This window comes from candidate division KSB1 bacterium, assembly GCA_022562085.1.
In the GTDB taxonomy this organism is placed as follows: domain Bacteria; phylum Zhuqueibacterota; class Zhuqueibacteria; order Oceanimicrobiales; family Oceanimicrobiaceae; genus Oceanimicrobium.
This window is the reverse complement of sequence record JADFPY010000019.1, coordinates 1-13,847: the sequence shown is the minus strand read 5'-3', so window position 1 is coordinate 13,847 and position 13,847 is coordinate 1. Positions and strand designations below refer to the sequence as shown.

At 41.7% G+C, this 13,847-nt stretch carries 12 protein-coding genes; 1 reads left to right on the top strand and 11 read right to left on the bottom strand.

All coding sequences use genetic code 11. The annotated features are described in order from the left end of the window. Window positions 1–39 precede the first annotated feature (39 nt). The 6 genes from IH879_03280 to IH879_03255 form a co-directional block, all read right to left on the bottom strand. A complete protein-coding gene (locus tag IH879_03280) occupies window positions 40–261 on the bottom strand; it encodes a DUF4266 domain-containing protein (GenBank protein MCH7673953.1) in 222 nt (73 codons plus the stop codon). 10 nt (window positions 262–271) lie between these two features. After that, a complete protein-coding gene (locus IH879_03275) occupies window positions 272–802 on the bottom strand; it encodes a TlpA family protein disulfide reductase (protein MCH7673952.1) in 531 nt (176 codons plus the stop codon). 13 nt (window positions 803–815) lie between these two features. Beyond that, window positions 816–2,741, bottom strand: coding sequence for a PD40 domain-containing protein (locus tag IH879_03270; protein MCH7673951.1), 1,926 nt, complete (start codon window positions 2,739–2,741; stop codon window positions 816–818). A gap of 177 nt (window positions 2,742–2,918) precedes the next feature. Continuing rightward, window positions 2,919–3,458: an outer membrane beta-barrel domain-containing protein gene (locus tag IH879_03265; protein MCH7673950.1), complete on the bottom strand. Its 540-nt coding sequence runs from the start codon at window positions 3,456–3,458 to the stop codon at window positions 2,919–2,921. A 15-nt stretch (window positions 3,459–3,473) separates the two neighbouring features. Continuing rightward, complete coding sequence (locus tag IH879_03260; GenBank protein MCH7673949.1) at window positions 3,474–4,283, bottom strand: SH3 domain-containing protein; 810 nt, start codon at window positions 4,281–4,283, stop codon at window positions 3,474–3,476. Window positions 4,284–4,367: 84 nt separating this feature from the next. Continuing rightward, entirely contained in the window at window positions 4,368–4,970 is a 603-nt protein-coding gene (locus IH879_03255) for an outer membrane beta-barrel protein (GenBank protein ID MCH7673948.1), read from the bottom strand. A gap of 358 nt (window positions 4,971–5,328) precedes the next feature. On the opposite strand from IH879_03255, the gene IH879_03250 reads away from it, so the two are divergent. Next, on the top strand, window positions 5,329–6,882 hold the full coding sequence (locus tag IH879_03250; protein ID MCH7673947.1) for a hypothetical protein: 1,554 nt from the start codon (window positions 5,329–5,331) through the stop codon (window positions 6,880–6,882). 247 nt (window positions 6,883–7,129) lie between these two features. On the opposite strand, the gene IH879_03245 is transcribed toward IH879_03250, so the two are convergent. The 5 genes from IH879_03245 to IH879_03225 all read right to left on the bottom strand — a co-directional run bounded on the left by IH879_03245 (window position 7,130) and on the right by IH879_03225 (window position 13,570). Continuing rightward, entirely contained in the window at window positions 7,130–8,248 is a 1,119-nt protein-coding gene (locus tag IH879_03245; protein ID MCH7673946.1) for a hypothetical protein, read from the bottom strand. An 88-nt stretch (window positions 8,249–8,336) separates the two neighbouring features. Further along, the gene (locus tag IH879_03240) at window positions 8,337–9,089 is read right to left on the bottom strand and encodes a sigma-70 family RNA polymerase sigma factor (protein MCH7673945.1); all 753 of its coding nucleotides are present in this window, start codon (window positions 9,087–9,089) and stop codon (window positions 8,337–8,339) included. Window positions 9,090–9,235: 146 nt separating this feature from the next. Beyond that, window positions 9,236–11,410, bottom strand: a complete 2,175-nt coding sequence (locus tag IH879_03235) for a carbohydrate binding family 9 domain-containing protein (GenBank protein ID MCH7673944.1) — start codon at window positions 11,408–11,410, stop codon at window positions 9,236–9,238. Window positions 11,411–11,974: 564 nt separating this feature from the next. Further along, complete coding sequence (locus IH879_03230) at window positions 11,975–12,979, bottom strand: IS5 family transposase (GenBank protein MCH7673943.1); 1,005 nt, start codon at window positions 12,977–12,979, stop codon at window positions 11,975–11,977. 93 nt (window positions 12,980–13,072) lie between these two features. After that, the gene (locus tag IH879_03225; GenBank protein MCH7673942.1) at window positions 13,073–13,570 is read right to left on the bottom strand and encodes a class I SAM-dependent methyltransferase; all 498 of its coding nucleotides are present in this window, start codon (window positions 13,568–13,570) and stop codon (window positions 13,073–13,075) included. Window positions 13,571–13,847: the final 277 nt, after the last annotated feature.

Below are 13,847 nucleotides of genomic sequence, written 5' to 3'. Positions count from 1 at the left end.
TCGCCCTTCGGGCTTCACTTCGGTCGAAATAGCCTCCGGCTAATTGCAGGCGCAGCCGCCGCCAGCTCCGCCGTTGCCTCCGATACTCCCTTCGCGGGTTAAGAGGAAGTGCTGTTCCATCATGACTTCTTCACGGTTCTGGTCAAAGTCCATCGTGCGATCGGCTAAGTTTTCGCGTTCGTACGGTTTGACGGTCACGCAGCCACTCAAGAGTATCGTAAATGCAAGTGTAATTAGTGCAAAACCGATAAGTTGTTTCATTTTCACTCTCCTAATCTCCACGAACCGGGGTTCGCCTTTTTGTTCTGGTCTTCCCCTCTTTGAGAAGGATCTCAATTTCACGTTTGTAAGTAAGAAATTGCTCGGTCTCAAACCCTGAGTGGATGTATCGAATCCAACCGTTTTTATCGATCAGTATCGTCGTTGGCATCTTCTGGACATCATAAGCCGAGACTACTTTCTTTTTCTGATCCCAAAGGGGAGCTACCTTGATCGAGTACGTTTCGAGGAATTTGACTGCATTTTTTGGATGATTATCGATGTTAACCGTGACTACTTTGAAATCTTCCCTGCCATATGTTTTGTGCAGAATGTCAAGTAAAGGGAGTTCTTCGCGGCAAGGGGTACACCAACTGGCCCAAAAATCGAGCAGCACAACTTTTCCTCGCAAAGAACTCAGAGTGACTTGTTTGCCATCAAAAGTTTTCAAAGTAAAATCAATGGCTTTGCTGCCGACCGTTGGGCGGTTACCCAGAGCCGGTTGAATTGCTAACATCAAAGTCAAAATCATGTGTAAAAACACAGTCAAATCTCCTTTATCTGTATTGACCGCCGAGGTCAATCCAGTTTATGAATTTGCGAATATCATCGTCAGTCAGCGCATTGGGGCCATTGGGGTCCGGATGACGAACGGTTCCCGGGTTTTCGCCAATTCCAAGAAGAATGTCGATCAATCTGCTGTTGCGCGAGAATGGTTCGCGGACAAAATCGCTGCCATTCATCAGGCTCTCATAAGCGATCGAGAACATTTCATTCCCGGAGGTTTTTGCCAGACTCAGGTTCAGGCCTTTTGCAGGAGAAGCCCCACTGTGGCAGCTTTCACATTTCGCCGCGACAATCGATTCAATCGCAGCGCTAAAGCTGACGTCTTCGCGCTGACTTTCCGGAACGTTCAAGTCAGTCGGTGGTAAAGTGGCCGCCATAGGATTGGGATTTCCGGAATCCTCGCCCCGAGGTCCGTGGCATCCGGTACATTTCCCGAACTGCTCACCGGGTCTGACGGTCACCCAATTTCTTTTCACGACCAGCGCTCTACCGGTCTCGTCAAGTGTGTTAAAAGAGATCGGAACATTAGCCGGGACACGAATTGAGAACGAGCCATCCGGTTGCACCGGGGCAACCCCGATAATGCGTTTTTGCTCAAAATTTGTCATCCCGATGTCTGCACGGTCACCTTTAAGTCTTGGAATACCCTCGATAACCATGACTTGTTTAACTTCCTGAATTGATTGATCCGGCCGTACTTGTCCATCTTTTTGTTGGCGAAAATAGACATTTTCAACCGTGAAAACTCCGGCCATTTGATCTTTATCCTGCTGTTGCGGCTCAAAAGGCAGGGCAGCCGGCGGAACCGGGCGGTCGCCAATTACCACCGCATCAAACTCATGGAAATCTCGATCGTTGTAGAGAAGCCTTAAATCGCTGCCGTCCGGCTTGATGGTATAAAGTCCGTAATCGGGATCGATATCTTCGTTAGTTGCTTCAAAATTTCCAAAGCGCGGTGAATAAGAAACCAGGATGCGGCCATCGGGCAAAGGATGCGGATATTTAAACACCCCTTTTTCGTAGGGCGGCCCATTTGTTTCAATATCCGGCGTGATGATCTTCATATCGTTTTCGCCCATCGGCTCACCCGCCGTCGCGCCGGGCCTGATAATCACCAGCGGTCCGCGGTCGCCGTTTATCATACTTGAGTGAACAGCGATGATCGAGCCGTCCGGCATTTCTCTCGGGTGAAAGAACGTGCGTTTATTATGTGGACTAAAGAAAGTAAACGTTCCGTGCCCGTCCGGGTTGGTAAAAAACAGTGGAAAGCGGTTAATCGGGCCGTGGTGTTCCCAGCGCGTGTAAACGATTTTTCCGTCTTTGGTTACGATCGGGTCAAAGTCATCGCTCTGGTTAAATGAAATACATTCGATGTTTGAGCCATCGGCATTCATCGTATGCATGACTTCGGCATCGCGTTTATTATACTCGTCGATAAAGCCGGGCCGATTCGAGGTGAATAGAATTTTGCCGTTTGGCAGGTAAACCGGATCAAAATCATCGCGATCGGAGTTGGTTAATTGGCGCATGTTCGTGCCGTCCACATTCATTTCGTAAATGTAAAAACGCTCACTGCTGCTTCTGCGCATGGAAAACAGCACCTTCAAACCGTCGTGTGAAATCTCCGGATCGGAAACATCTCCCGCCTCAAGATTAGTAAGATTGGTTAACTTACCATCCGGTGAGGCCGGAATCAGTGAGTACAGGTTGCCGCCACGGGAAAAACTATTCAAAGTACTGGTCCGGGTGGCTTTGACAAAAATAATACCCGTAGTTCCTGACTCCTGAATGATGTCGTCCGGAACGCCGCCGCTGCATCCGAAATAGAGCAGTACTCCCAACGCGAGAATGAGAAGTATGGACCTTAGTTTTCTTCCTCTCTCGCTGTTCCTTAATTTCGTACGAAGCTTTTTCATAGATGAACCTCCTTTAGGTTGAGATAAGCTTCCATGCCCAAATTTTGATTTAAAACGGTCAGGTCACGATCCCTCAATCATGGTATGTTGTTTTAAAAACAGGGCGGTTAATTAATTGGTTAGAGAAACAACGAAATTCTTTATTTTAAATTGTTGAATTCTCATGATTACCTACACCTATTGTAAAAAGAATGAAATTCCTGCTGAAAATTCCAGATTGTTATTTGTCCATGAAGTATTGTCCTGACCGCTGCTGAAAATGTGATCATTCATTTCCCAGCGCAGGTAGGTTTTTTCTCCCAATGGAACTTTCGTGCCAATGCCCAGACTGAGCGTGAGATTCGATTCAGAATGCTGACGGGTGACTCCCAATCCTGCAGTTAGATACGGGATCACGCTGGCCTGGGGAAATTCATAAACAATTCTACCATTGTAAAATATGACTGCAGCGCTGCCCTGCTCTACCGCCAGCCCCACTGCTTGTTGAAAGAATTTCTGTTCAGCTTTTGCAAATCCAATTGTTCCTCCAAATGCAAAACGCTGGCTTAAGTGATTTTCATAGCGGACGCCAACGGTCATAGAGCTCTGAAAGCGGTCCGGCGCATATAAACCAAGAAATGGAAATAACTCATGAACTCGTGAGTAGGTTTGTGCCGCAATGGGTTTACTTAGACCGAAACAAAAAAGTAAGAGCAGAGATAAACTGAATTTAGACACTGAATTTCTCCTCAATTAATCCCAAAATTTTCCCACTAAAATTCCCAGGGTATATTCCCTGAAGTTGCTTATATTTTTTCCCACAAATATACTGAATTGCGAGGCGGTAAAAATCAGCGATAATTTTTCAGTTAGATATTTTCTAGCACCGACGCCATAATTGATAGCCATGTTTGAAACCGTGTCGCTGCCAATACTGCGATCCGGGACGGTATTGATGACGCCCATGCCCGCGGTCACGTAAGGGCGTGTTTTCCCTGTTTCTTTTAACATGTAAGAAAGATTCGACATAATGAAATATGAATCCGCTGCTTTTCCTAACACGTGTTTGAACGAGCCTTCCAATGCTAATTTGGGGGTGGAATGAAAGACGAATTTCCAACTATAGGTGTAGTCTGTTGCGATAAACCCCATCCCGAAGGAGTAGCCAAATCGGCGGTAAATTTCATCTCCGGGTACAGGCCGCTTCTTTTTAACCAGGTCAGGCGCCTTTCCATTCGTTTTGCGAGTACCGTTGGTGTAGGTGCCATTTTTTGCCGTACTGTTTATACCGAATCTTCTGTTTCCGGGGATTGCCTGCCCGTTCGTTTTCGCTCTGTCGTTTATGGGCGGATGCTGTTTTCTTACCTGAATCTGCATCCACCCCTTCCTCCCATCGGCGAAATGGATTTTCACCCATTCACCGCGTTTCCCAATTATGTTGACCGTATCGCCTTTTGAAAGCACGGTGATCGGCGAACCGTCAACCCAGGGCAATGAATAGATCTCCGCGCCATCTATTGCAATTACCGCTCGCTGGGCCAATCCGTGTTCAACATTTGCCATAAGACTGATCAAGATTATGAGAAAAAGAAGTCCGGTTTTAATATTATTTCTGTTCAAATTCATCAATATAAGTGAGTCGACTTTTTAAAAAGAAACAGCGAATCCTGCACCCCAATAATTATTGTTTGCGGTTGCCGTTTTGGCTTCTATGCCATCGTTCAGGTTTAATCGGTAAAAGTATTTGCGATATTCCAGATTTAAAAGAAACCTCCTTGAAAGTGGAATCGCGAAGCCACCCCCAAAATTAAGGGCAAATTTATGGTTGGTTGCAAAGTTTAGGGAAATCATTAGACCGCCGCCAACATCTAGAGAATCTCCAGAACTTGTCTGCGGGTCGAAAATAATTCCCCCGGCGCCGATGTTCACAAATGGTTTGATTCGCCAAATGACTGGTTCCTGTTTTCGGAATTTCAGACTGAGGATATATTGATAGACAGAAATATTTGAGGTAATTTTGGATGCTGCTGCAGAAATTTGCTGTTGGGCAGGAGCGTAACTGAAAGCCAAATTAAGTTGAAGAAATCGATTGAGGTTATAACCAGCACCTAATCCCAGTGCCGGACTTGCTTCGAATGAAAGTTCATTGTCAAAAAAGAAAATTCCGACAGAACTTTCAAACTCAACTCTTTGATGGGTGGCCTGGCAGAAGCCGGCGGTTGGAAGCGCCAGAATTAGACCTGCGGCCAAAAAGAAAAAATGCCAATTTACGTTGCTATTCACTGGATGTGGTATCTTAATTTATTGACAATTCGCTCACCCTCATGCAACTAATATGCCAGTGACTAAAATTCAAATGTTCTTATAGGAAATGTGTGGAGATTTTGCGCAAATGTTGTTTTCGCAAGCTAAGAACCTGGCCGAAAAAGCCGTTAAAGTTTTTGCCCACCTGATAAAAAAATACACAATTGTTTAATATTGTTATGCCAAAGTTCCCAATTGTAATACGTTTTTGAAATACAATTAAGAATTTGCTCAAATATGTTGCTCGAACAATTTAAAGTGGCTATATTAAAAACATTTTTTGCCTCAGCCTTATCCTAAAAAAATGCGACCTTTTCTTTTAACAAGTATAATCTTAGCAATTTTAGTCATTCCTGTTTCTTCAAAAGATCTTTTCCAAATTTACGATCTTACATTTTCAGAAAAACTTATTCTATACCATGTTGAGGATCTAAATCATGACAATCTAAAAGATATTCTTGTGTTATTAAGCACTGAGAGTCAGCCGTCTGAAGAAAAACGCTTTTCTGTTTTCTTGCAAACCGAGCAGGGGTTTTCAGGAGTTCCCAATCAAACTTTTAAACTTGATGAGCAAGTTATCTTATTCGATTTAGGAGATGTGGTTGGTGATTTTAGAAAAGAGTTCGTTTTCTTTGCACCACAGGGGTTATTCTATTACCCTCTAAGTGACAGCGGATTTGTTCTGGAACCAACCAAACTATTGAACGCAGATTCAATGTTTATGCTTGGAAATAACCACGTTTCGGGTTATTGGAACTTTGTTGCAGACCTTAACGGCGATCACATTGAAGAGATTATAATTCCAAAAATCACCGGGTGCAATATTTATTTCCGTAACCGCGCAACTGAGCAGTGGTTATTGCAGGAAATTCCCCTTGCCGCCGAATCTAAGGCTTCCGGATTTTATGAGCCGCGATTTTCTGTTGGCAACAAGGCAAGCGCGGACTATTCGACTCCATATATATTTTTCGAAGATTTTAATTCCGACGGCCGAAGGGACTTAATGGCAGCTTATACCGGAAGTTTGGCGATTTTCCTTCAGGACGAACGCGGTTTTTTTTCTAAAAAAAAGCAGAGCGTGGCGCTCAAACCGGCGGAGATTTGGCACGGCGCGAAAATTCGCAGAACCCGAATTAGTGATAAAAGTATCCGAATTTATCTGATGAAAATAAAGGATCTAAACCAAGATGGCATAATAGATGCGGTTTATATTCGTGTTTCGACTAAAGAAAGCGTGGTAAATCCAAAAACCCAAGTTGAAGTTCATTATGGTAAGAGGCGTGCCGCCAATGGTCAGAGCGATGACATTTATTTTAGTCGCGAGCCGGATCAGGTTATTGAACCCGGCGGCACTCAACTGGTGTTAGATATCGTGGATTTGAATCACGACCAAAAGATTGATCTCATCATCCCGGTCGTTAAGGTTGGCCTCATGAATATAATTAGCATGCTGCTTACCCGAAGGGTCGAAATACACGCCGAAACATATCTGATGAATTCCGACGGTCTTTACGAGGAAAAACCCAACATCAAAATAAAATTGCTTGTTAAATTTACTTATCGCGGCGGTGCAACGGCGCCGGTTTACGAAGTTGCAGATTTCAACGGCGACGGTCACCTGGATATCATGAGCAGCCTGGAAGAAAAAAAGTTAGTTTTTTTCTGGGGGAATAAAAAAAATGTTTTAGATAAAACCATAGGCTCGAAATTTAATGTTTTTCTTCCTCAAAACGGAGACTTGGTAAAAGCCATCGAATTAAACGGGGATAATAAAAGCGATGTGATTATCAACTACGGAGAAGACAACGCGGTGCACATGAACTTGAGAAAAACACTGCGGGTTTTGCTGGCAAATTAAAAAACTATCGAGGCAATTAGAACTTGGAATTCTTCTTTTGATGTTTTAGCGAACAAGCTATTAGCCAGAAGTACAAATATCTCGATAATTTTTTACCAGAGTAGTATATTTTATTACAGCTAAGTAACTTCTTTTTGGAGGACTTTACTTAAGTTAAGTTTGTATTTTGAGCGTCATCATAAGGTGACGCTCAAATTTCTCACCGAGAAAATAAAATTGTTTTTTTAATATCGATTTATGATGCTTATCATTCCCGCAGCTCCATCAAATGGCTTCTCGCCACCTTATTCCAATCTGAATTAAGATCCTCATCTAATTCAAGGTATTTTTCCCATGCTTGAACTGCCCAGGCGGTGTCTTTCCGGACCTCGAAAACGATTGCTTTATTATACTGCGCTTCCAGGAGGTTTGGATTAAGTTGCAAAGCTTGATTAAGGCGGGTTAGTGTTTTTTCAAAATTTTCTTTGTTGATTTCGATAAGGGCGAGATCGTTATGAATTCTTGCGTTACTTTTGCTCAGGCTGAGCGTTTTCAAATAATATTCTTCAGCTTTTCCCATATCGCCGGCAAAAAAGTAAACCGTTGCCAACTGGTGGTTGAGTTTGACATCGTCGGTTTTCCGTTTGAGGGCATCCAGCAGGGCTAATTCAGCGGCGCGAATTTCCGGCTGCTCAGATTTTTGGCCTCTATGGTTCGACGTGAGTTTTGCAATTGAACCAACTAAACGGGGAGCATCGAACCCTATTTTATTTTTTTCTAAGACCTCAGAAAATTTCTGATTACTCTTATTTCGCAGGTTTAACCAGGTAACCTGCTGATATCCGAAAAACCCCAGAACCAGGACACACGCTATGCCTGCTGCAAGTTTTGGGATAGATAAGCGACCTTTCTGATTCTTAAATAATCGACCTAATTTGTTGGCTGAAGAAACTGAAGCCGCATCCATTATCAGCTTTCTTTCATAGGGTGCCACTCTATCTTTGATTTCCACTGATTCAATTTGTTCGAGAATTGAATTTTCACCTGGAGAAGGTGTTAAAAAAGCAGCTGCGGAGCTGGCGCTGAATTCTTCAAAACAGTCGCTGCAACTCAATAAATGGCTGTGAATTTTGTCGATGTCGGATTGCGGTAAATTTTGCTGAAAATACCTTTCTTTCATCTCTTGCGTGATATGTATTTTGTGCTTTTCGGCCTTGCCTTTCCTGTCTACGTGCATGGAACTATATATACTTTTGATAAAATCTAATTTGTCAGCGCATTTTTTACAACTTTCAACATGCTGATTAAGGCCGGCAAGCTTACCATTCGGCATTTTGTTGCTTACAATATCGTAGAATTGCTTAAAATTTAAACATTCTTCTTTCATCATCATACCTCCACAACACCAACCGCCAATCATCCATGATTAGCAATTACATAGACACATAAAGTCTACCAAAACCTCCCAAAGATGTCTATTTTGTTAAACTTTCTTTTAATCTCTGAACGATTCGGTTCACAGTTGTTTCAACTCCGCTGGCTGTTAGATTAAAGTTGGAGTTACTCGCGATTTCCTTTGCCGTGAAACCTTTGAAATAAAAAAATTTAAAAAGTAAAATATCTCTTTCCAGGTTTTTGCTGCAGTAACACGTTTTTATTTTTTCTAAAATAAAATCCTGAAAAATCGACTTTTCTATTTCATCAACCGTGTCCATGCTAACCGGTTGAAACTGAAGGCCTGCCGATTGTTCGTGTGCAGATTTTATTTTGGACATAGGTACGAGCTTTTTATAGCTGTTGGTATTGACGTAATTCTTAACCAAATTTTTGGTAATTACATGTAAATAGGCTAAAAAGGAGCTTTGGTTTTTTCCATTGAATTTTTTTAACGCCTGGGAATCATTTTTTAATAACTTTATATAAACATCTTGTCGTAAATCTTTTACAATTTCATGAAATTCAGTTGATATTGTTTGACCGGATATTTTTTGGAATTCCTGATAAACATAAAATAGAATTGTTTTATTGAATCTGCTTTGAAATTCACGCCAGCAATTTTCCCAATCTGCGGATTTTAGACAGCACCTGGCTATTAAATCTTTATCGGATAGATTTTGATGCCCTCGCCCTGGGATCAGAACTGAAAGATAAATGATAAGAAGGAATAGTGTTGAAGAACCTGCCAGAAAGTTTACTGCCAAATCACTTTGAACAATAAAAATCGGCATTTGTGAGTTTAACGTCCCCTTGAAGTGATGGAAGAATTATTTGGCGATAAGGTGCGCCTTAGCGATTGTACCCATGAATAAAACAAAAGTCAAGCCTCGGTGTTAAAATAAATGGCATACCCAGGCTTTGTCAAGCACTGAAGGATCTAAATATCTAACAGGTAAGTAAATTTGGCTATCAGGGTTCTGTTAGCCGTTGTGAACTTCCCTCCGGTATTCGACTCTTCATTATAAACAAAATAGAAATCGCTGCCGGGTTTATATCGATATCTCACCAGGAAATTGCTGATGATTCTGTTTTCGAAGTCGTTCCACTGAATGTAGGCTTTTGCAAATAAATCGGTCGTGAAAGAATAATTTATTCTTGCGCCAAGAATGCTGGTGGTGAATTTGCCGTTCGGAAAGGGCACATCCACCCGGTTCCAGGTCCAGTCTAGATCGACAGCGAATCTATCATTCGGGCGCAAATAGGTAGAGAAGCCAACGCTTTGAAATTCACCGTTGTAAAAACTGCCTGCCCCGCCTTGCACAATCCCTGATATTTTTCGGCTTAAATCTGAGCCATAACTTAAACCGATGACGTTGTATTTATAAATACCCATTGGAATAACCGTCGAACCTAATTCAAACGGGTCTTGTACCTTATCATAATAATTACTTAGGCCAACAAAGATATAAGATTCATCGTTAAACATGTTTAAAATTGTTGGTTCGATGATCCGGTACTGCAGTTGGTTGTTGTGGTCGGTGATGTATTCAAGTTCGTAGGCGAGGTGGGTCTGCCTTGTGTTAAATAACTTTGGTCTTGGGCTGGCGGTTAGTTTAAGGGTGTATCTGCGTATATCGTTCCACTGCAAGAATCCCATTTCAGGATTAAAATTTTCCCCGATGTCCGTGAACGAAGCATGGGTAGAGAACTTGTCGGTGCCCCAGGAAAAATCGACGAAGCCATTGGTATCTTTGCCTTTAAGACCGGGGGTTTGTGTTTTGGCGAAATATCCATTCACACGGATATTATTATCAAATGAAAAGGAACCGTCAACGGCGAAAGTCCTGTTGTAATCATCCCTAATTTCCGAATTTTTGCTCAAACCCATAAACCCGATATAAGAACGTTGAAGTACATCCCGTTTTATTCTTAAAGCGGCGTAGTTTGTTTTAGGTATCCCCAAATCATTGTTAGAATTAGTATAAACATCCAGCAAGCCAATTTCATAGGGGCCTTCTTTACCGGTCATTTTCACACCGCCGATAATCGGTGCATCGAGGCCAATGTTGCGGCTGAAAAAAAGTAAGCTCAACGGCTCACCAAACGATTCTACGCCGATATTGAAGACATCTAATCCTTCAATAAAAAAGTCTCTTTTTTCCGGCAAGAACAGGTCGAATCGTGAAAGATTGACCTGTTCTACATCAGCTTCAACCTGGGCGAAATCCGTGTTCAAGGTTAAGTCGGCCACCAGATTCGAGGTCAGGTGAACTTTGGTGTCCAAACCAACATCACCTAATTTATCGATCGAGGTGCCGAATTCAAAATCCCGTTCGACGCCGCCGATAACGTATGGTTTGATTTGAAAGCGCTGCTGCTGTTTGATATTTCTGAGGCCGTTCAGCGTTCCAAATTTTGAAGGCTTAAATTTACCGATACTATCGAAGTCGTCATCGCGTGAAATCGGCGCCCAGTAGGCTTCTTCTCTTTTTCGGGGAATATACCTGCCGAAATTAATACCCCAGGTCAGTTCGTCGCTATTGTCGAACCGAAGGGTTTTAAAGGGAATCGCCACTTCTGCTGTCCAGCCGTATTTGTCTTTTTTGGCGGCGCTGGCCCAGATACCGTCCCAGTCCCAGTTGATGTGTGCGCCCTCGGATTTAACCTCACAGTCGAGACGCGCGCCTAATGAATTCGTGGCAAAGTAGTAGGCATTTCGTTGGTCGTGGAAAGTATCGATGATGATCTCAAAGTAATCGTTATCCGAAAGATCGTAATCGCGCCGCATTTCATTCGCGACAATTTTTTGAGCTTCCTTATCGAAGCAGCGAATTCCAAAATAAATATTGTCCTTATCATAGGTTATCAGCACAATTGTAGCTTCGGAAACATTGCTGCCTTCTATGGGCTCTTTCTGAGTGAAATTATGAATAATCGTGGCATTCTTCCACTCGTTTTTGCTCAAGATGCCGTCCAGTACAGGTGCCTGACCGTTTTTCACATTAACTGAATACAACAGGGCCTTGCCCTTTGAGCCGCTTGGACTTGCAAAGCTATTAAACGCAACAGTGGCGGTGGTTAAAATGAGTAATTTTACAGTTGGAAACCGCATAGCAAAAAGGGAATGTTGCAAACTTGAAAAATTTAGAAAAATTTTGCTCAAAAGTCAAAGAAAAAAGTAAAAGATTGCGATTGTGTGCCGCAGAGGGGTTTGATTTCCGCAATTATTTTATTTAAATTAGCGCGTTATAGTTTATTTATTATTCATGTTGGTTGATCTAAAGTTGGTCGTTCTTGAGCGCGAAGTGATGAATGTGTGCCCTTACGCAACCGTGTTTGGCGCGAAGAATCTTCGGAGGCGTAGCAGATTCTTCGCACAGATGATTTGTTGCAGAAAATAAAAAACTGTGCGTCTTGTGCTCAGAATGACATCTAAGTCGTTGTTTAGATGATAGATACGCAAGTGAGAAATGTTACTCATTACATATTGAGAAACCTTTGATTTAATCAACCGTTCTTAGTTGGTGAATTTTGCTGAATTTTTTAAAAAGCTATGACGAAATTTTTAGAAAACTATCACGCCGATATCCTTGTTTGGATAAAATGAGCCCAATATAATAGGCAAAAAAAGAATCAAACGGTAACTTATTAAGGGTCAACGGCTCATAATTCGTATCTATGTTGCACAAAGGGCAATGCCCCTACGAACATTATGAATCATGCACAAAAAAGTGAAATGAAGGTCGTTCCTTTCAGTTGTCAGATATTTTACAGAGGAAAAATGATAAAGATTTTTAAAGTGTGCAAAGGGTCTTTCCACCGCATTTCGAACCCTGCTTTTCTTTTTGTTTCTTTTCTTTTGGCTCTTCGAAAGGGGGCGTCCTCTTCTAGCTTTATCAAGTATTCCGTAATAAATGCCCTCCTTTCTGAAATTTCTCTTTACCTCATCATTGTCATAAGCTTTGTCAGCAAAAACAGAAGCCTCATCTCCACAAATCAACTCTTCTCTCTTTTGAGAATCATGCGGACTCGCTGTAGTAAAAGCTTTCTTTCTGATGATATTCGAACCTTCATCTACGGCAATATGCCCTTTATAACCATAGTATTTTTTCTTGTTTTTTTGGGTATGGCTGGCATCATAATCTTTTTGGGAACTTCTTTTTTTGACTTCATTTTCTTTGTTGTCAGCGCTGCCGGTCTCTTGCTTATTGGGTTTCCTCGCAGCCAGAACAATCGTTGCATCTATCAAAGTGCCTTTCTTCAGAATCAGATTCGCGTTTTCAAGTTGATGAAGAATAGCATCGAAAAGCTTATCATACAGGTTGTATTTTATCAACCGAGCCTTAAATTTCCAGATAGTCGTAAAGTCCGGGATTTCTTCATCAAAACTAATACCAAGAAATCGCTGAAAACTCAACCGGTCAATCAGGGCGTCTTCAAGGCCCGGTTCGCTTAAACCATAAAGAAATTGAATGAACAAACATTTCAAGGACAGCTCAATAGGCGTTGTGGGACGGCCCCTATTTGATTTTTTAAACATACCTTCACATTCTTTTACCAAAGGCCTCCAGTCAATGAATTTGTCCATACTTTTGAGTAATTTATCACTTCTTGAACGTTTTTTGCGTCTCGAAAAGGCACCATCTAAAATGGACATTTGTAGTTGTTGTGTTCTTATCATTTATTCACCCATTAACTTATTGTTATAATTAAAGTTAATGATTTTTATGAAATAACTCAAGAACTATTTTTGATACTTTACCTGTCGATTAAATCAAAGGTTTCTGTTTATATGTCCCTGCGTCTCAGATGCCAGCGGGCGACCCACTAAGAAAGCGAGATTAATTTTAACCGGAGAATTTACACAAATAATTGATTTAGCGTTGGCGAATCTAACTAAATCAGCAACAAAGGCATCAACTTCTTCTGGAGTAACGTGCTCAATGACATCGCTGCAAAAAATCAAGTCAAATTTATCATGAACGGATCTTAGCTTTTCGGTTGTTAAAAAGTCAATTCCTTCGCTATGAATTAATTCGACGATTTCCGGATGGTTATCGTAAATTGGATCATAAGCCGCCACGGCTTTGGCGTTTCTTTTGACCGCCTCTTTTGCCATGTTACCGGCAGCACTGCCATAATCAAGTACCGTTTTTCCTTCTACGTCCAATTCGTAAAAAAATGGCTCGATTTTCCAGGCCTGGCCTTTTTCATATTGTTCCTTCTTTTTCGCATAATAAGCTATGTCATAATGTGACAGGTCAAATTTCAAAGACTTTCCCTCTTCAGTGTTGTTGGCAAACAAAAATAAATTGGTAAGAGTATTTTAATGGTAAGAATTTTAACCAAAGCGAAAACAGCAGATTTTTTAAGATGTTTTTTTTCTTTACGAAAAACCTATCTTTGTAATACTTTACCACTTTAAAACCGTTAGTTTCCAGGATGTGTCTCCATTCAGAAAACGTATGCAGTTCTTCCTGCATTTCCTGTTGCTTTGTGCCAGTTATTCTCTTTATACGCCATTTTGAATCGGCATCTAAGCGGTAATG